Origin of the sequence: Massilia agri (assembly GCF_024753255.1) — a bacterium.
Classification (GTDB): Bacteria; Pseudomonadota; Gammaproteobacteria; order Burkholderiales; family Burkholderiaceae_D; genus Telluria; species Telluria agri.
The window spans coordinates 18,756-41,022 of sequence record NZ_JANUHA010000013.1 but is presented as its reverse complement, the minus strand read 5'-3'; the positions used below and the strand labels follow the sequence as shown (position 1 = coordinate 41,022).

Sequence of the window (22,267 nt, the reverse complement as noted above, 5' to 3'; positions counted from 1 at the left end):
TCCTCGGTTCAGTTTGCGGCAGACAAGGTCAGATAGACTAGAGCACGATCGGCGTCGCCGCAAATGAAGCCTTTTACCGGCTTCGAGGTCTTCTTCAACCGTGATGTGTGGCGGTGACAGTTGTGGGTGCCAGGCAGCGCCAGCATGCTGTTCTCGTTGTTCCGGAGCAGGGCGTGGAAGGAGTGATCGAGCCAAGGCCTCGCAGCGCCCGGTACAATAAACTCCTCGCCTTGTTCCTCCAAGCGGTGGCCAAGCGATTCTTTATCGACGTGCTCGAGTTCAGCAACCAGCGTAATGAAATCGGTCGGTCCGGGGACGCCGTCGTGGTATTCCGGGATACCGAAAACTTCCCAGCGAACGGATTGCACCGAAAACGGCATCTCCACAATTTTCCGCAACTCATCGGTGTTGGAAGATACGTTTTTCTTCGATTCCTCAACTGTACACCCCAGCAGAAAGACGCTCGACAAGAGTGACAAGGTCAAAACGATTCTTTGCATTGCAAGGAGCATGTCAGGACACCTCGTCAGTCATTGTCTGTCCTTCGGTTCTCGCTGGCGCGGCATTGCGCGATTGGCAGCCGAGGACAAACTTGGTGCTGCAAGCTCCCGGTCGAGGACAGCTTCAACGGACTTCAGCTTCGCGACCTGATAAGTCGCGGTCGATACTGGGACAAAAAGCATCGCGGGTCCGTCCGGATAATCGTTTCCAGCCGCCGACAACCTGTAGCGTTTTACAACAATCGTCGGACTGTCGGTGTGGCGGTTGGCGATGATGAGATAGACGTCTTTTCCGAGTGGGACAACCGCCGCATCCCGCAGGGTCGTTTCGCCGAGGGAGGCGGTGGTCCATTCGTTCGTCAGGTCGACCTTGCTTTCGACTATGGGCACCTGCAGCCAATCGCCTTGATCATTCTCCTGGAAGCAAAACGAGACGCTGCGCCGGTAAGCGGTCGTGTCCTGGTAAGTTCCAGCCACCATGAACAGCCTGCCCGCTGCCGTTTTCCAGGAATGCATACCTTGCTGCGTCGTCCGCACGACGGCATCGCTCGCGGCGATCGCTGATTCGGTGCGGCCTAGAAAGAGGCCGCCGAGGATGCAAGCCGCAAGCACTGAATGAGGAAAGCCGCGTAAGAAAAAGCGCGTCATGAAGTTCCCTGTTGATGATATCGAAGGGGGCCGCGCATATCAGCAAAGCGCGACCTGTAGTTTACCTTGGCTCCGTCGGCATAGCAGCCAGGATTTGTTGGACTGGCACATGCATCGGGTTTGTGTAGTAGGGCTGTGAAAGGTAGATCGTCATCCGGACGATGCAGGGAATCGTCGGTTTCCCTTCGAGCGCATTTTCGAGATGCTATTTCTCATCTTGATCAGGATGAACGTGCTTATCTTGTTTGATGATGAGTCGTTTGAACTCTGCAGTCTGTAGAAGCTCCATACAGGTAACAAATGGCCTGACTTTACCGGTATCCCTGTCGACGAGGTGCTTACTGGGAAGCTGGCGAGAAAAATACTTCCGCACTTTATCGTACGCTTCTTCACTATCATGTGCACCTCGCTGAAAGTATGCTCCCATAGTGTACTGGGCTTCAATATTGATCACCTTATCATTGCTGACAGCGTTAATGCAATAAGCAAGTCCCCAATTCGTGAGAGTGTCTCTGGCTGAGGAAAGCGTGCCGGCATGGCTAATGACAGGTAAGACTGCCAACAGAAGTAGGGCTTTCAAATATTTCATATAAGCTCCCAGAAGAGAATCTCGGTAGTCTTTGGCTCCAGTCCAAGCAGAGGAGGAAAGGTGAAATAGCAGCTATCACCACAATCCGCCCCATTCCATAGAGTGACGTGTCACCTTTTCTCGAGTTGCCAGATTGTTGTTCCATAATCGTTGCCAAAATCTGGTGCGACCTCGCCTGCAGCAATGAAGCGTCTCGAGTTCTGGCGTGATGGAGAATAGTAATAACCACTGACGGAGGCGATCTCCCCAGCGGCTGGTCGGACGGCATCCTTGTCGTCATCACTGTCGTTCCATTCGAGCTTCGTCGCGACCCGTGGCTCATCCAACTGCTCGACAAAGTACCACTTCGAAGGCTTCTGCTCGAACGCGGCACGAGCGACGGCTGACGGAGCAATTGTCGGATATACCGTGCCGAGCACTTCGAGCCGCGGCCTTAACTCGTTTGCGAATTCCGACCTCGTTGCAAAATCAAACATTCTCGCTTCATCAACCCAGAGTCTGCTACGTCCAACTTGACGCAGGGCAGCCAGTCCTAAGGAATTAAAGGTGTTTGCGTAGCGCAATGGACAACCTTTCGGGCCAGGCCATGCAAACTGCAAAGCCGCAAACGGATCATCAGCGGAAACGTAGACTCCTGCTTGTGGCGGCATTTCACCTGTTTCACTTACGATATCCATTCTCACTTTAAACATTGGACGCGTAGGATTTTCGGAAACGAAATCTGGAAAGTAATACATCAGTGCATAGTCGTCCCACCGATTCTGCGGATGAGCAAGGGTGTCGTCGATCAATCCAGCATAACGACTGATTAAATTTGCTGCAGCTTCAAAACGTGCTGCTTCCTCGTCGCTTGCCCACATCATGGAGAACTGATCAGCACCTCGCAAGTAGTGATCAGTGCCGGTTTCACGATACTCACCTTGTGACCGCAGGGCAATGTTGCCAGCAAGGCCTTTTTGCAGATCTTTTAAAAAAGGCCAAGCGTTATTTGCCCAGTTCTCACTGGTATTACGGTTACCCCAGCGTTCGTCCACAAGATGTCGGTCACGACCCTGTTGTTTCGCAAGATCCAGCAGAGGATCGACAACGCCGTTGATGAGTTGTGTAATTATTAGATGAAGCTGTCTGAGTCGTTCGATCGATGCGTAGTGATAGAGCATTGCCGCTTGCGCGGCTTGCCAAGGTGAGAGAATGGCGGGTTGAATAGACGTCTTCATTTACGGATTGATCGTTTTCGTTTGTCCGGGTAAGGCTGGCAGGCCGATCTTGCTGTAAAGGCCTGCACCATCGAAATCATCATAGCCCCATCCGGTCTCAAATGGGCCGCTGATGTTCGGGTGGTTGATCTTTTCGCGCACCCCCAAGTATTCTTCAAAAAAGAGGGTTTTCTGGTTCTCATTCATGCCCGCCGTCATCGCATTTACCTGGTTCTGCGAGATAGGTTTGCCGAGACTCCCGTTCGCTTTGATCGGATAATAGATAACGCTGTCGTGGCGCACGTCTCCGCGTTCGATATTGAAAACGATCTGCTCCCAACCGCCTTCGAGATGAAAGCCGTCTAGCTGTGAGGTGTACTGTCAATAGTGGACACGTCCGTTTCAAGCAGCCAGCGACTGTCTGCTGAATTCTTCGGCAAACGATGCTGGCGATAAGTACCCGAGACGCGAATGGCGCCGCTGGCGGTTATAGAAGATTTCTACCCGCCAAGTAGAGCCAGCCTTCGTCGGTAGCGACATAGGTGATGTCGCTGACCCAGGCTTCGTTTGGCCCTATCGGCGCGAACGTCTGTTCCAACAGATTCGGTGCGACCGGATAGGCGTGTTTCGAGTTCGTCGTTGCCTTGAATCTGCGCTTTTGCTTGCAACGCAGGCCAAGCTCACGCCGCAGCCGCACGATCCGATCATGTCCCGCCTCAAAGCCTTGCGCGGCCAGTTCCGGCTGCAAGCGCAATGGTCCATACGTCTGGCGAGTTTGCACATGAGCAGCCTTGATGGCGATCTTCAGCTTCTCGTCGTCCTGTGTACGCTGCGATGCTGGACGATCCAGCGCAGCGTAATAGCCGCTGCGCGAGACGTCAAAGACACGGCACAACAGGCCAAGCGGGTACTCGAGTCGCACCGACTTTATGAACGCGTACCGGGCAGCGATTCCCTGGCAAAGTACGCGGTGGCCTTTTTTAGCACTTCCTTTTCCATCCGCTCCACGGCCAGCTCTTTACGCAACTTTGCCAACTCGGCTTCCAGTTCCGCGACGCTTCGGCTGCCCGGTGGTGCCGCCGGGTCTGTGCTGCGCTTCGCCGCGCTCACCCAGTTGGCCAGCGTCCCTTTCGGCACTGCGATCCGCTGGGCAGCCTGTTCCTGCGACAAGCCCTGTTCCAGCACCAGCTTCACTGCTTCGGCCCTGAACTCAGGTGTATATGTTTTCAATTTCATGTGTTCGCTCCTTCCGACGATTTTATCAATCGGAAGTGTCCGAAAAAGTCAGGGTACCTCAAGTCGAAGTCGGCCCCGATTGGCGCGACGTGTGCCTGCGCGGCGCCTGTTGGAATGACAAGGATGCTTAGGCCTCCCGGGGAACCGGCGTGTGCGAGCGAATATACGGCTATCGTTCCGGCGACGGCGCCCAGTCTTCGCATTGCTGAGATCATTGTGTAGATACGTTCGCTATTCAGCACTTCATCTGGCCGGCTTAAGTTTCGCTTCGCGCGCGAGCATGTCTTCGACAGACAGTACAGACGCAGGGTACTTGCGCGTGAAGACCGGCTGCATGAGGTAAGTGGGACCATCCGGTTGATCGTCCCCGTAGTGTTCAATTTGTTCCATGTGGCGGTAATGTCGCCCTTGTCGACATAGCTGCTGCTACTTGCGATCCGCTTATGGCCGACGACGAAATAAATCGAGCTGGAACGTTGCACGACGATACCGTTGGAGAGCGTCAGCTCACCACTGCTCGCGCTTTCCCAGGGTAACGCCGCTTTGCCATTCTTTTGGAAGACCGGAACATGGTTCCAAGCGTCGTCCCGCGCCTGCTTGAAGTAAGAAACTATAGCTGCGTCGGAAGCTCGTCGTATCCTTGTAAGTGCCCACGCCCAATACCAATTTACCGTCCATGACAGGCCACTCGTGAAGTCCCTGTTTCATTGGAGTGACATTCGCTGCGCTGCCTACATGGGCAGACGAATCGAACGCAAACAGGGTACACAGGATACGTATGGGACTCATCGTGCGGACTGTTGCCCTATGCGTTCCAGGTACTCGCCCTCGCAGGCCGACGCATCTCCGCGCCCTGCCCCGGCCGATACATTGGCGCAGCTGAGCGTGCGCCCGGCGCCCTCGGCCACGCGCGTGAAACGGTTATGGATCTCTACTGGCTGCCCAGCGGCGTTACCGGGCACGACGCCGGACCAGTCGAACTGGTACCCGTTTGCGATCCGTTTAACGACGGGAACAGGCTTTGCGTCCGGCGAGGGATCGTCTTTGCCGCTCGCGCCGGCTTTCCAGATATCGCGCATCGTGCCGGTTGGCTTGTCGTACAGGTAATACGCGACGCTGCGTGCAAACCTGCCGGGCCTGTATTCGAATTTTCGGCAAATCCGCTTGAGCAGAATGTGCTCATCGGAGGCGTCGATCACGTGCAGGTTATAAACTGGACAGACATCACCGGATCCCCGGGGTCGCGCGATCGCGAACACGTGCCTCGACGATGGCGTGGAGATAGCGAGGTGCCCCTGGTCCGGCAGCAGGCGTAAGTCCATCCTGGCGCTGCGGACGACTTCCAGTGTCAGGTCTTCGGGACGCTCGGATGTGGAATAGATCGGAATGCTCCAGCGCTGGCGGTCCTCGTCCGAGGCCCTCAGTGCGTTCTCGAGGCGCTCGCCTGCCTCGAGCCTTTCCTGTTGCGGGTCCTTGCCGCTCACCGTATTTCCGCAGGGGGTGCTGGTGCATTTCGGATGGCCCGATTGGCTTGATGATTTTTGCGCTACAGGAAGCGTGTTGCTGGCATCGCAGGCTGCGATATTGAGCAGAAGGGCGGTTAAGATGAGAAAGCGGTTCATATCTAGCGATTGGTGCAATTGACGATGAATGGAAGGGGATCGAGTCGATTGCTCAGGCCAGTTGATCGCAGCCGGGCCTTCTTCCTGACCTCGAAATGCAGGTGGGCGCCGGATGCGACAGTACGCATGCCTTTGGCATTGCCGCTGTCGCCGGTCTTGCCGATGGGCGTGCCTGCGTCGACCGGTTGGCCTGAGGGGACAGAAAACTCATTGAGGTGCGCATAGAAGAAGCCGATGGTCTTTTCGCCAGGATTGAAGCGCTTGGCGAGCGCTGCCTGTTGCGGTGGAAGGTCGGCGACATCGACTTCAAGTACGAGAGTATGGCCGTATGGATACGAGGGATCCTTCGACGGCGCAGTATAGACGACTCCATCGGCCACGGCGTAAATGGTCGTGCCCGGGATCGCCACGAGGTCGATGCCTTGGTGCGCGCGCTTGCCGCCAGATCGTGTCATTCCGAATTTGGCCGAGTTCTTGCTTGCCAACTTGCCAGTGCGGAGGGTGCAGACGTCTAATGGATCACGCCATCCGGAGGATGCACCAAGCGCACCTGCGGGCGCGGTCGTGGCAGCCGGCCTGGCGGGTGCAGGATTGGTCGCCGGCTTGGGACGCGGTGCCGGTTTTCCAGGTTCCGGAGTCTTCGACATGCTTCTGACGATCACAGCGATGTCGCGCGGTTGGACCGCCAGGTGGCTCTTGTCCTTGACGATAAAGTTGTTGACGTTGATCTTTGCGTCGATGTAACCGAATAGCCATCCTTTGTACGCCTTGACCGGATCGTCGTCATATCGTGCGATCATCTGCTCGGTTTTTTCCGCACTCCCGAGCTGCTGGCGCAAGATTTTGGTCGCCTGCGCATCGGTAAACGCATTCTCCAAGCCAAGAATGCGGAGGGTGCCACCCAGACCCTCGTGGTGCAGCAGGTAGGCCATCTTGGCCTTGTCCTCAGCCGGCAGGGCTTGTGCGTCGAAACCGGATCTCTTTGAAAAGGAGCGCAGGTTAAGTACTGCATAGGCGGCCGCGCCGTCGATTGCATATTCCGCCTCCAGGCGCCTGGCCAGCAGTGCGGTTTTTGACTGGCCCTGGCAGCGCTCGTGCAGGAGCGATTTGTTGTACTGGAAGACATCCGCCCAGGCGGGTGCGAAGAATTGCGCCAGGCCCTGTGCCTTGTCCGGCTTGGTTGAATTCGATTTCTCCTGCCAGACGCCTTGTTTGTCCTTTGCCGCCTCCGCGTCGATCAGCGCTGCCAGCGACTGCGGCGTTAACCCGTGTTTCTTTGCAGCGGCAATGATGTACTTGCGATAGCGCTCGTTGCCAGGCGAGAGGCGCAGATTTTCCTCGGTGTAGATCGACGCAATCGCGTGCACTGGCTTACCGGCTTCGATACGGGTCTGGACTCGGGCAGTGTCACCGTCGGCGATTCTGGCATTGTGCGTGGTCCCGTCCTTGACTGCCGACGCACTGCTGGCGGCAGCCCCCTTTTTTGGCGCCAGATTGCCCTTCGCAGCCACCTGGCGCGAATCGATCGAAAGCTTCCATTCGCCTACTGGAAGGATAGAGCGGTCGAGTACCTCGACGAACTGCGCGGACAGGTCTTCGATCCAGACCTTGAGGCCACGCGCATGGTCGAAGATGCCAAGCGAAAGAACGCCGTCGGCGTCCATCTCACGCTCGACGACATTATCGTCGTGCTGAACCTTTACCTTCGCCGGCGTGAATCGGCTGTGGTCGAGTCCGCGAAACTGGATTGACAGCCTTGTATCGGGCTCACTGTTTTTATTATCGGGTAACAGCAGGTTCTGTCCCTCGCGGATACGATGGATCTGCTTACCTTTGAGCTTGTTGGCGTCGGCGAGCTGTTGGACGGTGAAGCCATGCTTCCTGCCGATCTTCCATAAGGTGTCGCCTTTTTTAACTTCGTAATTGCGCATCAGGGCCTCACAAATGTTCGGTGTCGCGGTCTTCGTCGAGGTCTCCAGGGTCGAAGCTCAGGTCCTCGTCGTCATCCTGGCCCCGGACCTCCTCGAAATGCGCGCTCCAGCCTTCATAGCCCACGAGCGCGTGATATGGCTGGTTGCGGTCCGCGCTCACCTCGGCGGTTTCGCCGCCACCGCCAATGGTTTCTTTAGCAAACTCCGTCTTCGCCACCGGATCGAAGAAGCTGACCTTGGCGTCCGCCAGAGCCTTACCTTCTGCACTGAAGGCCATGACAGTAATCGCGTGCGGACCTGGTCTTTCGGCCGTAATCATGGGAACTGTCGTCAGCTGCGTCGGCAAACCCGGAAGCAGGGCGGGGCTGGACGCGCCCGAATCGAAGATGTGCTGCCCACCCTTGACCGAAAACTCGCCCGGACAAGCAAAGGTGATATTCGCCCCCTCCAGCGTGATCGACGACTGGCCCGCCTGCAGCACGATCTTCTGCTTGGCCTTGATCTCGGTGCTGTCGTTCACCGAGATGACGACAACTTCCTTGTCCGCCAATATCTCCAGCTGATCCGTATGCGCCTGCAGCGACACCGGCCCATTACCGGCAATCGCCTGGATGCCACCTTCATGCGCATATAGGTTCGCCGCTTCGGCCGCCACCGACGACACCGTGTACGCCGCGCTCATGTGCGTATCGCCCTGGGTGGTCCAGTGCAGCTGCTGCCCGGCGAACACCACGGTCGACGCAGGCGTCGCCCAGTTGATGCTGGCCGCCGAATCCAGCAGCACGTGCGGCGCGGCGAAGCGCTCTACCGGCGAAGCGGCATCGAGCTCGCGCGCACCGGTCTTGCCCTTGAGCGCATCCTGGCCGTTGACGGCGCCTTCGTACTTGCCTTTTTCTTTCGGATCGATATCAAGCATGAAGGCCTGCTGCGCCTCACGTGCAGCTTTGCTGCTGAGGGCATGCTGGGCGGTGGCGGCATCGAGCAGGGTGGTGTCGAGCTCCCGCGCCGCCTTGAGCGCAGCCAGGCTTTCGCTGGCATCCATCTGGGTCGACGTCACACCGGAGCCCTGGGCCGCGCGCGCATGCGTCGTCAGCAGCACGCCCTCCGCGCCGCGCACCACGGCCCAGGCATCGGTCCGCAGCTCGAAGCCGCTGCCGCGGTAGGCGCCGCGCTGGGCGTTGCCGGGCGATTGCTGGACCAGGTAGCCGAGGTTCAGCTGGGAGTTCGCGCTGCTGCTGGCCAGGCGCATGCGCAGCTGGCCGCGGGTGTCGTCCAGCTGCCACTGGTTGTAGCCGCCGCCGTCGAAGCCGCGCGTGTGGATGCCCGAGATGGTGCCCGCGTGGTTGGCGGTGGAATCGACGCCGGCCGGGAAGGGCGGCGCGTCGGCCCCGGTGTAGAGCTGGGCCACGACCAGCGGCCGGTCGATGTCGTTCTCGATGAAATCCACCAGCACCTCGGTGCCGATGCGTGGCGTGAACTGCGAGCCCCAGTTCGGCCCGGCCAGCGCTTCGGCCACGCGCACCCAGGTGCCGGAACGTTCGTCGCCAGGGGCTGATCCCTGTTCGTCGACGTCGTGCGCCAGCCCTCCCTGGTTGCTTCCCTGACCGCGCTGCCAGGCGAACTGCACGCGCACCTGGTGGTCGCGCACGGTGGTCGCGGTCGCGTCCTGTACACCCACCACCAGCGCCGTCTGCGGACCGAGCGCCGTGTGAGGATGTGGCAGGGCGGTGGCGCGCGGCACGATCACGACGGCGTCGCGCACGCAACCGAAGCGGTTGCGGTAGGTGCCGGGCTCGATCCAGCCCGCGCGGTCCGCGGTGGCGATGCCGGCGTCGATGTTGTTGCGCGCCTCGTGCTCGACCCACAGGGTCTTGAAGGCGTTTTCCCCTATGGGATAGCGCTCGTGCTGTGCGAGTTCGAAACGGTAGCCCGGCGCCAGGCGGCGCACCGCGCCCTGGCCCTCGAACACCTTGTTGTCCAGCTCCAGTGCGTGCAACATCAGCTGGGCGTGGTCGTCGGCGCCGCTACTGGCGATGCGCTCGCCGCTGCCGTCGTACACGGGCAAGGGCGGCAGTTCGCCGGTATCCAGCGTGGAAGCCAGTTCCGCGTTTGGCGCCAGCAGCTGCGCCGGGTCCCAACTGCTGATGGTCACCGCATTCGGCGCCGCCTGGCGCCGTGCGCCGAAATGGTCGATGGCGTCATCTACATCGGTAGCGCGCACGCCGTGAAAGCGCAGCGCCGGGTTCCCTGGCGTGTCGGGCGCTTCGGCCTGGCGGTCGAAGATCACGAGTTTGTGGCGCGACTGCCCGTCGCCGGAGTCTGGCGCCTGGTCGTGCTCGAAGCGCCAGGACAGGCCCTCGGACACCATCAGGCGGACAAAAAAATCGTAGTCGCTCTCGCGGTACTGGGTGCTGATCGGCCGCGCCGCCAGCTCTTGGGAGACGTCGAACTCGAAGCGCAGCTGCGGATAGTCGGCGAACAGTTCGGTAACGATGTCCTGGACGTTCCTGTCCTGGAAGATGTAGCTGTCGCGGCGCAGGCGCAAGAGGGCAAGCGCAGGTTCCAGCAGCAGGCGGTAGCGCGCCACGCCGCCGTCCGCGCCCAGCCACTCGGCCGCCGTGCACAGGCCGTGCCAGGCGCGGCGCGAACCGTCAGGCTGGAGCAGGGTGACGGTCAGCTCCTCGCCGATGAACCCCTCGAGCTCGAGGTCGGTCGAGGTGCTGAGCGCGTCGACTTCGAAGGCATACAGCTCGTTCACCGCTTCGCGCCCGCGCAGGCGCTCGGCCATCAGGGCTTCGGGCAGGGCGCCGTCCTGGCTGCTCGCCAGCGTAACCAGGCGCGCATGCTGGGACAGTTTGGTGCCGAAGCGGCCAAGCGCCTGGCCTGCCGCGGCGAGCAGGTCGAACGGTTCCATCAGGGTAGCGTGATCGTCAGGTTGGCCTGGCGCGGCGCCATCTTGACCACGTCGTTGTGCGCCGCCATGCGCTGCTCGGTATTGCCGGCCAGCGTCGTGCGCAGGCCGATGTAGCCGAGGGCGCAGATCAGGGCGAAGACGGTGAACAGCACCCACATCGGCAGGTCGTTCCTCAGCTTGTGCACCACCTGGTCGGGGCGCTCCGCGTGCGGGGCGAAGCCGCCGCGCTTGCCCTTCATGCGCGCGATCTCCTCGCCCAGGCGCGAGGTGAAGTAGTTCAGCTTCTCCGTGCCCTCCAGCGCATAGCGTCCCTGGAAGCCCAGCAGCAGGCACATATGGAAGACTTCCAGCGCCTCGAGATGGGCGCTGCCGCGCGCGCGCAGCGCTTCCAGGCGGTTGAAGAAGTTCTCGCCGGCGAGCTGGTCGCCGTACAGGGTCAACTGCAGCGGATTGGTGGCCCAGCGGTCGGCGATCGTGAAGCGGCTGCGCAGGATGATCTCGTCCACCGCCGCGCAGAAGGCGTATTTGGAGGCGTCGATGTCCTCGCTCGAGGCGCCCTGTTTCTTGGCCGCGCGTCCGAATTCGTCGAGGAACTGCGTCATGCGCTGGGCGAACTCCCCGTCGTTCTTGGGCGCGTTGCCGTTCTTGAGCATGAAGAGGGCGTAGAAGCCGTCGTACATCAGGTCGAGCAAGGACTGCGGCGCATTGCTGTCAAGGGCCGGCGCCGGCGCGGCGCCGATCAGGGAAGGGGCGGTCATGGTGTTCATGGCGTGGTCGGTTTAAGCGGTGACGGCGACGAGTTCCAGGCGCAGGTCGTTCATGCTCGAGGGGACGAACACCGACACCGACTGGGCCTGCAGCATGCGTTCATACATCTGGCCCTTGGCGTCGACCAGGAAGTAGACGGTGTCCGGGCGCACCGGCACCGCGGCCGGCACCTGGGGCGCGTGCTGCAGGCGCACGCCCGGCATCGCGGCTAGCACGAACTTGTCGACGTCGTCGGGCGCGCCCACTTTCAGGCGCAGCGGAACCGCGTTCACCAGTTCGACCACCGGCATGCCGCTCGTCACCGCCAGGTAGAAGGCGGTCTTCTCGTCGATCTTGCCCGAGTCGAGCTTGCCGAGGTAGTAGGACGGCTTCACCTCTTCCAGCGCGATCGAGAAGTACTTCGAGGAGATCACGGTATCGATCAGCTCGCGGATGATCGCGTACAGCCTGGCGAAGCCCGGGCCCGGGTCGGCGTGCTGGTAGGACGGCAGGTCGGAAAGCTGCCAGCTCTTCGAAAACGTCATCAAGGAGCCGGCCAGGCCGAGCAGCTGCTCGAACAGGCGCTCCGGATGCAGGGCCGGGTGGTGGAAGTAGTGGGTCAGCGAGGCATAGGCCGTGCTGGCCGTATGCAGCAGCCAGAACGAGGACATGTCGCCGGAACGGTATTCGATGACGTTGCGGCTCGGCTCGCGGTGGTGGCCGTAGAGGGCGCTGACCTTGGCCTGCAGGGCGTCGAGCAGGCGGCGCAACTGGTGAGCCAGCACTGGGGCGCTCTGCACCGCCACGCTGGGCGGCACGAAGTCCGGGTCCAGCTCGAAGCCGCCGGTCGCCACGCGGCGCAGGCGCAGCAGGGCGAAGCTGGTGTAGGAATCGCGCGGCTCGTGCTCGGGCACCAGGCGCACCGTTTTCTTCAGGTAGGCCAGCTGGGCGTGGGCGGCCTGGGTGTAGAGGTCTGGCGTCTCGCGGTTGTCCTGCAGGTAGCGCGCGCTGTCCTGGGGTTGGCCGGGCTGGGCGAAGTTGCCCCCAAAAGGTTTGAAGGCGGGCAGGGCGGCGTAGAAGGTCACGCTCTGCTGGTTCTGCAGCAGGGTCGAGAGGTCGACGCTGTCCGGCAGGGCGTCATTCGCGGGGGCATCGACGAGTTCGCCGTCCTGGAAGCGTAAAGACAGCGCTATGACTCTCAGTACATTGCTTGCCAGCGCCTCAGTATCGACTTTTAGTAATTTTACCCCCCATGCATAAGGATGGGTCAGTTGGAGGCTCTCATGCAGGCGCCGCTCATGGTACTGGTCCTGCTGCTGGAAGTGTTGTGGGCGTAGGAGCAACCCCTCGCCCCATAAGACTTTGCTCGTCATCCGATCGTTTTCCCTCTGGGCCGGCTTACTGCGGCCTGCAAAAATTGGGCTGATAGTAACATTTCCCCATTTCTCGGGTGACACATGTTTTCAATCGTGCGCGGGTTGCGCGTTGTGAGAATTTGTGAGTTTCAATTGAAAATAGGGAATTTTTAGTTTCTGGTATTGTGCCGCCGAACGTGCAGTATTTAACAAAAGTAATAACCTTTAGTTACCCGTAAAGGATAGGCATGACCTTCTGTACCCCCGCACTCTCCGGCTCCTTCAAGCGCCTCGGCGCCGCCGCTAGCCTCGCCCTCCTGCTGGGCGCCTGCAGTTCCACCCCGACCGTTCCTGCCGGTCCCCCGAAGCTGGACGAGCTGCTGTCCCAGGCCAGCCAGGCAGCCGCCAGCGGCAACAAGGAGCAGGCCGTCACGCTGTGGAAGCAGGGCGCGGCCGCCTACCCGGCCGAGAAAGCGCCCTGGACCCACATCGCCCAGACCCGCTTTGAGGCCGGCCAGTACGGCGACGCCATCCAGGCCGCCCTCGAGGTGCTGGTGCGCGACCCCAACGACAAGCTGGCCAACAGCATCATCGCCATCAGCGGCCTGCGCCTGTCGACCCGCGCCCTGGGTGACCTGAGTCGCCAGAACAACCTGTCCGGATCGCTCAAGACCGAATCGCAAGAGCTGGCCAAGCTGCTGCGCGAGAACCTGGGCGAGACGGTGCTGGTGCCGCCGCCGGCGCCAAACGTGCGCGAACGCGAGCGCCCGGAGCCGCCGGCCCGCACCGCCAAGAAGCGCAGCAAGGCCGGCAAGACGGCCAGCGCCAATGCCAATCCCTTCGAGGGCCTGAACTGAGCCTGCCCCCACGACTCCACCACAAGAGGAAACCATGTCCAAGAATGAAAGTGTCCAGAAGCGCCTGCAGAAGATCCGTCCGCCGCGCGTGCAGATGACCTATGACGTCGAGATCGGCGACGCCATCGAATCCAAGGAAGTGCCCTTCGTGATGGGCGTGGTCGGCGACTTCGCCGGCAAGTCGGAGGTGGAGCAGAAGCGCCTCAAGGACCGCCGCTTCGTCAACGTCGACCGCGACAACTTCGACGAAGTCATGAAGGGCATCGAGCCGCGCGCCGCCTTCACGGTCGAGAACACCCTGGCCAGGGACGATACGAAGATCGGCGTGGACCTGAAGTTCCGCTCGCTGGACGACTTCCGTCCGGAAGCCGTGGTGGAGCAGGTCGAGCCCCTGCGCAAACTGCTGGAAGCGCGCACCAAGCTGGCCGACCTGCGCAACAAGATGGCCGGCAACGACAAGCTCGAGGACCTCCTGAACGATGTCCTGAACAGCACCGAAAAACTGGCCGAGCTGGGCCAGCAAGCCAACGTCAAGAAGGAAGACTGATCATGTCCGCCGTAGTCACGCCAGGCGTCAACGCCGAAGTCATGCAAACAAGCGCCCAAACCCAGGAGACCGCGCTGCTCGACCAGATCGTCGAGCAGAGCAAGGTGGCCAAGTCGAGCACCGAGCACGAACGCGCCAAGGACCTGATCTCCGAACTCGTGAGCCAGGTGCTGGAAGGCACCGTGGTGGTGTCGAATAACCTGGCCGCCACCATCGATGCGCGCGTGGCGGAGCTGGACAAGCTGATCTCCGAACAGCTCTCGACCATCATGCACGCGCCCGAATTCCAGAAGCTGGAATCGAGCTGGACCGGCCTGCACTACCTGGTCAAGAACAGCGCCACCGGCACCAACCTGAAGATCAAGATGCTCAACGCGACCAAGCGCGAGCTGGTCAAGGACTTCCAGAGCGCCCTCGAATTCGACCAGAGCACCATGTTCAAGAAGGTCTATGAGGAAGAATTCGGCACCTTCGGCGGTGCGCCTTTCGGCGCCCTGATCGGCGACTACGAGATCACCCGCCAGCCGGAAGACATGTATTTTGTCGAGCAGATGTCGCACGTGGCGGCCGCCGCCCACGCGCCCTTCATCTCGGCCGCTTCGCCCGAGCTGTTCGGTCTCGAGAGCTACGCCGACCTGGGCCGCCCGCGCGACCTGGCCAAGGTCTTCGACACCGTCGAATACGCCAAGTGGAAGTCCTTCCGCGAGTCGGAAGACGCGCGCTACGTCGGCCTGACCCTGCCGCGCTTCCTCGGCCGCCTGCCGTACAACCCGCTGGACGGCGCCACCACCGAGGGCTTCAACTTCGTCGAGGATGTCGACGGCACCGATCACCACAAATACCTGTGGTGCAACGCGGCCTACGCCTTCGCCACCAAGCTGACCTCGGCCTTCGAGGACTTCGGCTGGTGCGCGGCGATCCGCGGCGTGGAAGGCGGCGGCCTGGTCGAGAACCTGCCGACCCATACCTTCAAGACCGACGAGGGCGAGGTTGCCCTGAAGTGCCCGACCGAGATCGCCATCACCGACCGCCGCGAGAAAGAGCTGTCGGACCTCGGCTTCATCTCGCTGGTCCACTGCAAGAACACGGACTACGCCGCCTTCTTCGGCGCCCAGTCGGCCCAGAAGGCCAAGAAATACAACTCGGACGCGGCCAACGCCAATGCGGTGCTGTCGTCCCAGCTGCAATACATCTTCGCGGTGTCGCGCATAGCCCACTACATGAAAGCCATGATGCGAGACAAGATCGGCAGCTTTGCCGCCGCGTCGAACGTCGAGGACTTCCTGAACCGCTGGCTGGCGCAATACGTCCTGCTGGACGACAACGCGAGCCAGGAGCAGAAGGCGCAGTTCCCGCTGCGCGAAGCATCGGTGCAGGTGTCGGAAGTGCCGGGCCGTCCGGGTGTGTACCGTGCGGTCTCCTTCCTGCGTCCGCACTTCCAGCTCGACGAGCTGTCCGTTTCCCTCCGACTGGTCGCGGAGCTTCCCGCATCGACCAAATCGTAACCGTAATCGTTCATCACAACTGAAAGGAACACCATGGCAATCGACGTCTACCTCCAAATCGACGGAATCAAGGGCGAATCCGCCGACACCGGCCACAAGGACTGGATCGAGGTGAAGTCCGTCAACTGGGAAGTGCTGCAGCCGAAGTCGGCCACCGCCTCCACCGGTGGCGGCCACACCGCCGAACGCACCGAGCACAAGGACATCGTGATCTCCAAGCTGGCCGACCTGTCGACCCCGCTGCTGCTGCAGAACTGCTCGTCGGGCAAGACCCTGCCGAAGGCGAAGTTCGAATTCCTGCGCGCCGACGGCCAGGGCGAGCGCGTCAAGTACTTCGAGATCGAACTCGAGAACGTCCTGATCAGCAGCGTGGCCCCGTCGGTGGCCCCGGGCGACATCCTGGCGGAAGACGTCAAGCTGAAGTACTCCAAGGTCAAGTGGAAGTACACCCAGCAGAAGGTCGGCGGCGGCGCGGGCGGCAACACCTCGGGCGGCTGGGACCTGTCGGCCAACAAGACCGCCTGATCGGCGCGTTTGCACAAGGGAGAAGCTGAAACATGCAGGGCTACGTTCCGGGACTGATGGACCGCCTGATGGACGGGCCGGCACGCGGCAGCGCTCCCTTGCGCATGTCGATCGAAGAACTCAAGGACTCGGTCGCGCGCGATCTCGAAGCGCTCCTCAACACCCGCATCGCCATTCCGGAACTGCTGCCGAAGCAGTTCCCGGAATGCCGGCGATCGCTGGTGACCTACGGTCTTCAGGATTTCGCCGGCCGGTCCCTGTCCAGCTTCGACGACCGCGCCCATATCTGCGCCTGCCTCGAGCAGGCGATCGCGCGCCACGAGCCGCGCCTGCGCAATGTGCGGGCCTCGCTCGAGCTGCGCGATGACGCGGTCAACTGCCTGAATTTTTCGATTACCGCGCTGCTGGTGGTGCACGCCGCCCAGGAGCCGGTCAACTTCGACGCCGTGCTGCAACCCTCCAGCCAGCATTACACGATCAGCCGGGGACGCCGCGCGGCAGGAGTCTAGATGGAAGAGTTGTTGCCGTATTACGAAAGCGAACTGGGATTCCTGCGCCGCTACTCGCGCGAATTCTCGGAGCGCTATCCAAAAATCGCCGGACGCCTCCTGATGGGCGGCGAGGTCTGCGAAGACCCGCACATCGAACGCATGATCCAGGCTTTCGCGCTGCTCAACGCGCGCGTGGCCAAGCGTCTCGACGACGATTACCCCGAATTCACCGAAGCGCTGTTCGCGGTGCTGTATCCGCACTACCTGCAGCCCTTCCCATCGTGCTCGATCGTGCAGATGGATTATGCGGCCGCCGCCAGCCAGCTGACCAGCGCCACCCGCATCGAACGCGGCACGCTGCTCGGCAGCCGCAAGGTGCGCGGCGCCGACTGCAACTTCCGTACGGCCTATCCGGTCACCGTGGCGCCGGTGCTCTTGAGTGCCGCCTCCTTCAGCCCGATCCTGGAGGCGCCCGCCGCCGTGCGCCTGCCGGCCGGCGCCGGGGCCGGCATCAGCATCACCCTGTCGGGCAGCTCGCCCCAGGCCGGCCTGCGCCAGCTGGGCCTTGGGCGCCTGCGCGTCTTCCTCGACGGCGAAGCATCGTTCTGCGCGGCCTTGCGCGACGCCCTGTTCATGCGCAGCGTCTCCGCCTGGGCCGAGGACGGCAATAGCGGGCGCTGGATCCAGCTCGACGCCGTGCCCCTGCATCCGGCCGGCTTCGACGAGCAGGACGCCCTGATCGATTTCCCGGCGCGCTCGCATGCGGCATACCGCCTGTTGACGGAATATTTCAGCTTCCCGGAGAAGTTCAATTTTGTCGACATCGACACGGACGCCTTGCTGGCGCGCCTGCCGGCCGGATGCCGCGCCGTGACCCTGCACCTGGCCGTGAACGGCGTGCGCGCCGACTCCAACCTGGCGCGCATGCTGGGCACCTTGTCAAGGCAGAACCTGCGCCTGGGCTGCACCCCGGTGGTCAACCTGTTCAGGAAGCGCGGCGAACCGATCCGCCTGACCCATACCAGCGCCAGCTATCCCGTGGTGGCCGATGCGCGCCGGGCCTTTGCCTACGAGGTGGTGTCGATCGATTCCGTCAACCTGGTGCGCCAGACGCCGCAGGGCGAGACCATCGTCCGGTTCCGTCCCTTCTATTCGCTGCGCCACGGCCAGACGCCGGAGAAGAACGGGCACTACTGGGTGATGCGGCGCGACGAGAACCTGGCCCTGCAAAGCCCCGGTTATGAGACCGAGATCTCGATCGTCGACATCGACTTCGACCCGGCGGCGATCGAAACCGATACCCTGAGCCTGGAGCTCACCTGCACCAACCGCGACCTGCCGGCCCAGCTGCCCTGGGGCCAGCGCGGCGGCGACCTGTTCATGGAGGGCGGCGCGCGCGTGGGCGCCATCTCCTTCTTGCGCAAACCGACGCTGTCGCACCGCTTCGAGCAGGGCGGGGGCGCGCACTGGCGCCTGATCTCGCACCTGTCGCTGAACCACCTGTCGCTCAGCGAAGGGGGCGTGGAAGCCTTCCGCGAGATGCTGGCCATGTACGACCTGCCGCGTTCGCCCGCCTCGCAGCGCCAGGTCGGGGGCATCGCGGCGGTCGCCTACAAACCGACCCACGCCTGGCTGCCGGGGAATCCCTTCGCCAGCCTGGTGCGCGGCATGGAGGTGCGCCTCACCATCGACGAGGAAGCCTTCGTGGGCAGCGGCATCCACGCGTTCGCCCATGTGGTCGAGCGCTTCCTGGGCCTCTATGTGCATGCCAACAGCTTCACCCAGCTCGTCGTGGTATCCAGCAAAACCGGAGAAGAATTATTGAAATGCAGCCCCCGAAGCGGCGATTCGAGCCTGCTGTAATCGAGCGCCTGTTCGCCCAGCCGCAGCGCTTCCAGTACTTCCAGGCGGTGCGCCTGCTCGAACTGTGGTTCAAGCGCCATGGCCGGGTCGGCGCCGGCGCCGTGGCGCGCCACCTGCGTTTCGAAAACTCGACGCGGCTGAGCTTTCCGGCCAGCGAGCTCGAAGCGATGCGCGCCGATCCGCCGGAGGCGGCGCCGGGACGCACGGCGCCCGACGCGGAAGAAGCGCCGCGCCTGCAGTACATCCGCATTACGCCCGCCTTCATGGGCCTGCTGGGCGGATCGGGCGCGCTGCCGGCCCACTACACGGAACGCATCGCCGGCCAGGTGCTGCACGAGAAGGATGACAGCGCACGTGCTTTCCTGGATACCTTCTCGAACCGATCGCTGGCCCTGTTCTACGAAGCCTGGCGCAAGTACCGGCTGGAGCTGAAGTACCAGATCGAGGGCCGCGACGGTTTCCTGCCGCTGCTGCTGTCGCTGGCCGGGCTCGGACCGCAGGCGCTGCGGCGCCGTTTTGTGGACGACAGCCATGGCGAGCTGCTCGATGAATCGATCGGCTACTTCGGCACCAGCATCCGCCACAAGCCGGCGTCCGCGGTGCAGATCGCGCGCGTGCTGTCCGAGTATTTCGGGGAGCAGGTGAAGGCCGAGCAGTTCGTCGGCCGCTGGTACGACGTGCCGGAAGAGCAGCAGAGCCGCCTGGGATTCGGCGCCGCGTTGCTCGGCGCGGGCGCGATGGCGGGCACGCGGGTCTGGCAGCGCGACCTGTGCATGCGCATCGTGATCGGCCCGCTGCGGCGCGCCCGTTTCGATGCCTTCCTGCCGGGCGGGAAGGCGGCGCGGGCGCTCTCCAGCATGCTGTCCATGATGACGGGCGTGACGCTCGAATACGAAATCCAGCTAGTGCTGCACGGCGAGGACGTGCGCGGCACCGCGCTCGACGAGGGCGGCGGACGCCTGGGCTGGGACAGCTTCATGGTGACTCTCGATGGCGGGTCGCCCGACCGGGACGACGTGCGCTACGACGTCCACACCCTATAACAAACCTGACAATTTGGACTAACAAGGGAAGCCTGCATGAGCCTGAACCTAAAGACCCTGATCGGCAAACTGAACGACACCTGCCGCAACGCCGCCACCCGCGCTGCCGGGCTATGCGTGGCGTCCGGCCAGTACGAGGTCGATCTCGAACACCTGTTCCTGGCCCTGCTCGAACAGCCGAAAAGCGACTTCGCCATCATCGCGCGCCAGAGCGGCATCCCCGCCGGCATGCTGGAAGCGGACCTGCAGGCCGAGATCGCGCGCCTCAAGACCGGCAACACCCGCACGCCCGTGTTCTCGGCGCGCCTGCCCAAGCTGTTCGAGCATGCCTGGCTGATCGCCTCGCTCGACATCCCGGCGGGCCGCCCGGCTGCGATCCGCAGCGGCCACCTGTTGCAGGCCCTGCTGGGCGACCCCGAGCTGTCGCAGCTGGCCTACCGCGGCTCGAAGCTGTTCGACCGCTTCGACGTCGACCAGATCAAGCACAATCTCGACAGGCTGGCTGCCGGTTCCCAGGAGGCGGTATTCAACGAGGTGAAACAGGAAGAGGGCAGCGACCCGGTCGGCGAGCTGACCACCAGCCCGGCCTCGAAGACCCCCGCGCTCGACCAGTTCACGACCAACCTGACCCAGCGCGCACGCGACGGCAAGGTCGATCCGGTGATCGGGCGCGACATGGAGATCCGCCAGGCGGTCGACATCCTGATGCGGCGGCGCCAGAACAACCCGATCCTGACGGGGGAGGCGGGCGTGGGCAAGACCGCCGTGGTCGAAGGACTGGCCCTGCGCATTGCAGAAGGCGACGTGCCGGATGTATTGAAAGGTGTCGAGATCCATACCCTGGACATGGGCCTGCTGCAGGCCGGCGCTTCGGTGAAGGGCGAGTTCGAGAACCGCCTGAAGAACGTCATCGACGAAGTGAAGAAGAGTCCGCACGCGATCATTCTCTTCATCGACGAAGCCCACACCATGATCGGCGCGGGCGGCCAGGCCGGCCAGAACGATGCCGCGAATCTGCTCAAACCCGCGCTGGCGCGCGGCGAGCTGCGCACCATCGCGGCGACCACCTGGGGCGAGTACAAGAAGTACTTCGAGAAGGACGCCGCGCTGGCCCGGCGCTTCCAGGTGATCAAGGTCGAGGAGCCGAGCGAGGAGCTGGCCTGCGCCATGCTGCGCGGGATGGCGCCCCTGATGGAGAAGCACTTCGGCGTGCGCATCTACGACGAGGCGATCACCGAGGCGGTGCGCCTTTCTCACCGCTACATCATGGGCCGCCAGCTGCCGGACAAGGCGATCAGCGTCCTGGATACCGCCTGCGCCAAGGTGGCCCTGGGCCAGAACGCCACCCCGGCCCTGATCGAGGACACCGCGCGGCGCCTGGAGCGCATCGAAGCCGAAGCGGCAGCACTGCGCCGCGAGCAGGCCAGTGGCAGCCAGCACGGCGCCCGCCTGGAGGAGCTGGAGCGCGAAGCGGCCACTCTGGCGGACCGCCGCGCCACCTTGGCCGCCCGCTGGGAAAGCGAAAAAGCGCTGAGCACCCAGATCGTCGAGGCGCGCCGCGCCATCGAGGCCGGCGAGGCGGAGGGCAGGGACGTGCAGGCCCTAGCCGGCGAGCTGCGCACCTTGCAGGGCGAAACGCCGATGGTCCCGGTGCAGGTCGACGGCCACGTGGTGGCGGAGATCGTCGCCGGATGGACCGGCATCCCGCTCGGCAAGATGGTCAAGGACGAAATCAGGACGGTGCTGAACCTGAAGCCCATGCTGGAAGAGCGCGTGATCGGCCAGCCCTACGCCATCGAAGCCGTGGCGCAGCAGGTGCGCACGGCGCGCGCCAACCTGGACGATCCGAACAAGCCGAAGGGCGTCTTCCTGTTCGTGGGACCGTCGGGCGTGGGCAAGACGGAAACGGCGCTGGCGCTGGCCGATGTGCTGTACGGCGGCGAGCGCAAACTCATCACCATCAATATGAGCGAATACCAGGAGGCGCACAGCGTCTCGGGACTGAAGGGTTCGCCGCCGGGCTATGTCGGCTACGGCGAGGGCGGGGTGCTGACCGAGGCGGTGCGCCGCAACCCCTACAGCGTGGTGCTGCTGGACGAAGTGGAGAAGGCCCACCCGGACGTGATGGAGCTGTTCTTCCAGGTCTTCGACAAGGGCGTGATGGACGATGCCGAGGGACGCGAGATCGACTTCCGCAACACCATCATCATCCTGACCTCGAATGTGGCTTCGAGCGTGATGATGCAGGCCTGCCTGAACAAGAGCGAGGAAGAGCTGCCGGCGCCCGATGCGCTGGAAGAGATGGTCCGACCCTACCTGGTCAAGCAGTTCAAGCCGGCCTTCCTGGGCCGCCTGAAGGTGGTGCCCTATTACCCGCTGTCGGACGACGTGCTGGCCAACATCATCGAACTGAAGCTGCGCCGCATCGGCGAGCGTATCGCGGCGAACCACAAGGCGGCGTTCGAGTACGACGAGGCGCTGGTGGAGGCGGTGCTGGCGCGCTGCACGGAAGTCGATTCGGGCGCACGCAACGTCGACAACATCCTGAACGGCACGCTGCTGCCGGAAGTGGCGGAATCGGTGCTGGCGCGCATGGCGGAGGGAGGCGCGATCGAGCGCATCGCGGTGACGGCCGATGAAGACGGCAAGTTCAGCTACAGCATTGCGTAGCAGCGCTTACCCGTAGCGCATGAGGGCG

The 22,267-nt window shown here is 62.6% G+C and carries 18 protein-coding genes and 1 pseudogene; 8 read left to right on the top strand and 11 right to left on the bottom strand.

Going from position 1 to position 22,267, the window contains the following annotated elements:
* Positions 1-8: 8 nt before the first annotated feature.
* The 11 genes and pseudogenes from NX780_RS17415 to tssK all read right to left on the bottom strand — a co-directional run bounded on the left by NX780_RS17415 (position 9) and on the right by tssK (position 12,756).
* Positions 9-512, bottom strand: coding sequence for a hypothetical protein (locus NX780_RS17415; RefSeq protein ID WP_258829147.1), 504 nt, complete (start codon positions 510-512; stop codon positions 9-11).
* A gap of 18 nt (positions 513-530) precedes the next feature.
* Positions 531-1,148, bottom strand: coding sequence for a hypothetical protein (locus tag NX780_RS17410; protein WP_258829146.1), 618 nt, complete (start codon positions 1,146-1,148; stop codon positions 531-533).
* 205 nt (positions 1,149-1,353) lie between these two features.
* Positions 1,354-1,737, bottom strand: coding sequence for a T6SS amidase immunity protein Tai4 family protein (locus NX780_RS17405; protein WP_258829145.1), 384 nt, complete (start codon positions 1,735-1,737; stop codon positions 1,354-1,356).
* Positions 1,738-1,847: 110 nt separating this feature from the next.
* Positions 1,848-2,954 (bottom strand): hypothetical protein, encoded by a 1,107-nt coding sequence (locus tag NX780_RS17400; protein ID WP_258829144.1) that lies wholly within the window; start codon positions 2,952-2,954, stop codon positions 1,848-1,850.
* Positions 2,955-3,236, bottom strand: coding sequence for a hypothetical protein (locus NX780_RS17395; protein ID WP_258829143.1), 282 nt, complete (start codon positions 3,234-3,236; stop codon positions 2,955-2,957).
* Positions 3,237-3,435: 199 nt separating this feature from the next.
* Positions 3,436-4,169 (bottom strand): annotated as a pseudogene (locus NX780_RS17390) (IS3 family transposase); the annotation flags it as partial.
* Between the two features lie 785 nt (positions 4,170-4,954).
* Positions 4,955-5,791: a hypothetical protein gene (locus NX780_RS17385; protein ID WP_258829142.1), complete on the bottom strand. Its 837-nt coding sequence runs from the start codon at positions 5,789-5,791 to the stop codon at positions 4,955-4,957.
* Positions 5,792-5,793: 2 nt separating this feature from the next.
* On the bottom strand, positions 5,794-7,722 hold the full coding sequence (locus NX780_RS17380; RefSeq protein ID WP_258829141.1) for a peptidoglycan DD-metalloendopeptidase family protein: 1,929 nt from the start codon (positions 7,720-7,722) through the stop codon (positions 5,794-5,796).
* A 7-nt stretch (positions 7,723-7,729) separates the two neighbouring features.
* Positions 7,730-10,636, bottom strand: a complete 2,907-nt coding sequence (locus NX780_RS17375) for a type VI secretion system Vgr family protein (RefSeq protein WP_258829140.1) — start codon at positions 10,634-10,636, stop codon at positions 7,730-7,732.
* Entirely contained in the window at positions 10,636-11,403 is a 768-nt protein-coding gene (gene icmH, locus NX780_RS17370) for a type IVB secretion system protein IcmH/DotU (protein ID WP_258829139.1), read from the bottom strand. Before icmH ends, NX780_RS17375 begins: the two co-directional genes overlap by 1 nt.
* Positions 11,404-11,415: 12 nt before the next feature.
* Positions 11,416-12,756, bottom strand: a complete 1,341-nt coding sequence (tssK, locus tag NX780_RS17365) for a type VI secretion system baseplate subunit TssK (protein WP_258829138.1) — start codon at positions 12,754-12,756, stop codon at positions 11,416-11,418.
* 230 nt (positions 12,757-12,986) lie between these two features.
* On the opposite strand from tssK, the gene NX780_RS17360 reads away from it, so the two are divergent.
* From NX780_RS17360 to tssH, 8 genes are read left to right on the top strand one after another with little or no spacing between them, the layout of a single operon-like run.
* Positions 12,987-13,595 carry a tetratricopeptide repeat protein gene (locus NX780_RS17360; protein WP_258829137.1) on the top strand — a complete coding sequence of 203 codons (609 nt, stop codon included), beginning with the start codon at positions 12,987-12,989 and terminating at the stop codon, positions 13,593-13,595.
* 34 nt (positions 13,596-13,629) lie between these two features.
* Complete coding sequence (gene tssB / locus NX780_RS17355) at positions 13,630-14,142, top strand: type VI secretion system contractile sheath small subunit (RefSeq protein ID WP_258829136.1); 513 nt, start codon at positions 13,630-13,632, stop codon at positions 14,140-14,142.
* A 2-nt stretch (positions 14,143-14,144) separates the two neighbouring features.
* On the top strand, positions 14,145-15,647 hold the full coding sequence (tssC, locus tag NX780_RS17350; RefSeq protein ID WP_370663624.1) for a type VI secretion system contractile sheath large subunit: 1,503 nt from the start codon (positions 14,145-14,147) through the stop codon (positions 15,645-15,647).
* 33 nt (positions 15,648-15,680) lie between these two features.
* Positions 15,681-16,172: an Hcp family type VI secretion system effector gene (locus NX780_RS17345; protein ID WP_258829135.1), complete on the top strand. Its 492-nt coding sequence runs from the start codon at positions 15,681-15,683 to the stop codon at positions 16,170-16,172.
* 32 nt (positions 16,173-16,204) lie between these two features.
* The gene (tssE, locus tag NX780_RS17340) at positions 16,205-16,681 is read left to right on the top strand and encodes a type VI secretion system baseplate subunit TssE (RefSeq protein WP_258829134.1); all 477 of its coding nucleotides are present in this window, start codon (positions 16,205-16,207) and stop codon (positions 16,679-16,681) included.
* Positions 16,682-18,526 carry a type VI secretion system baseplate subunit TssF gene (tssF, locus tag NX780_RS17335; RefSeq protein ID WP_258829133.1) on the top strand — a complete coding sequence of 615 codons (1,845 nt, stop codon included), beginning with the start codon at positions 16,682-16,684 and terminating at the stop codon, positions 18,524-18,526.
* The gene (gene tssG / locus NX780_RS17330) at positions 18,490-19,569 is read left to right on the top strand and encodes a type VI secretion system baseplate subunit TssG (protein ID WP_258829132.1); all 1,080 of its coding nucleotides are present in this window, start codon (positions 18,490-18,492) and stop codon (positions 19,567-19,569) included. The genes tssF and tssG overlap by 37 nt, the downstream gene beginning before the upstream one ends.
* Before the next feature lie 36 nt (positions 19,570-19,605).
* Complete coding sequence (gene tssH / locus NX780_RS17325; RefSeq protein ID WP_258829131.1) at positions 19,606-22,239, top strand: type VI secretion system ATPase TssH; 2,634 nt, start codon at positions 19,606-19,608, stop codon at positions 22,237-22,239.
* Positions 22,240-22,267: the final 28 nt, after the last annotated feature.

Bases quoted from the DNA above. Each gene is read 5' to 3' on its own strand.
- tssC (WP_370663624.1), top strand. From the start codon at position 14,145: ATGTCCGCCGTAGTCACGCCAGGCGTCAACGCCGAAGTCATGCAAACA.
- NX780_RS17400 (WP_258829144.1), bottom strand. From the start codon at position 2,954: ATGAAGACGTCTATTCAACCCGCCATTCTCTCACCTTGGCAAGCCGCG.
- NX780_RS17415 (WP_258829147.1), bottom strand. From the start codon at position 512: ATGCTCCTTGCAATGCAAAGAATCGTTTTGACCTTGTCACTCTTGTCG.
- NX780_RS17385 (WP_258829142.1), bottom strand. From the start codon at position 5,791: ATGAACCGCTTTCTCATCTTAACCGCCCTTCTGCTCAATATCGCAGCC.
- tssH (WP_258829131.1), top strand. From the start codon at position 19,606: ATGAGCCTGAACCTAAAGACCCTGATCGGCAAACTGAACGACACCTGC.
- NX780_RS17410 (WP_258829146.1), bottom strand. From the start codon at position 1,148: ATGACGCGCTTTTTCTTACGCGGCTTTCCTCATTCAGTGCTTGCGGCT.
- tssB (WP_258829136.1), top strand. From the start codon at position 13,630: ATGTCCAAGAATGAAAGTGTCCAGAAGCGCCTGCAGAAGATCCGTCCG.
- tssK (WP_258829138.1), bottom strand. From the start codon at position 12,756: ATGACGAGCAAAGTCTTATGGGGCGAGGGGTTGCTCCTACGCCCACAA.
- icmH (WP_258829139.1), bottom strand. From the start codon at position 11,403: ATGAACACCATGACCGCCCCTTCCCTGATCGGCGCCGCGCCGGCGCCG.
- tssF (WP_258829133.1), top strand. From the start codon at position 16,682: ATGGAAGAGTTGTTGCCGTATTACGAAAGCGAACTGGGATTCCTGCGC.
- NX780_RS17360 (WP_258829137.1), top strand. From the start codon at position 12,987: ATGACCTTCTGTACCCCCGCACTCTCCGGCTCCTTCAAGCGCCTCGGC.
- NX780_RS17380 (WP_258829141.1), bottom strand. From the start codon at position 7,722: ATGCGCAATTACGAAGTTAAAAAAGGCGACACCTTATGGAAGATCGGC.
- tssE (WP_258829134.1), top strand. From the start codon at position 16,205: ATGCAGGGCTACGTTCCGGGACTGATGGACCGCCTGATGGACGGGCCG.
- NX780_RS17345 (WP_258829135.1), top strand. From the start codon at position 15,681: ATGGCAATCGACGTCTACCTCCAAATCGACGGAATCAAGGGCGAATCC.
- NX780_RS17405 (WP_258829145.1), bottom strand. From the start codon at position 1,737: ATGAAATATTTGAAAGCCCTACTTCTGTTGGCAGTCTTACCTGTCATT.
- NX780_RS17375 (WP_258829140.1), bottom strand. From the start codon at position 10,636: ATGGAACCGTTCGACCTGCTCGCCGCGGCAGGCCAGGCGCTTGGCCGC.
- tssG (WP_258829132.1), top strand. From the start codon at position 18,490: ATGCAGCCCCCGAAGCGGCGATTCGAGCCTGCTGTAATCGAGCGCCTG.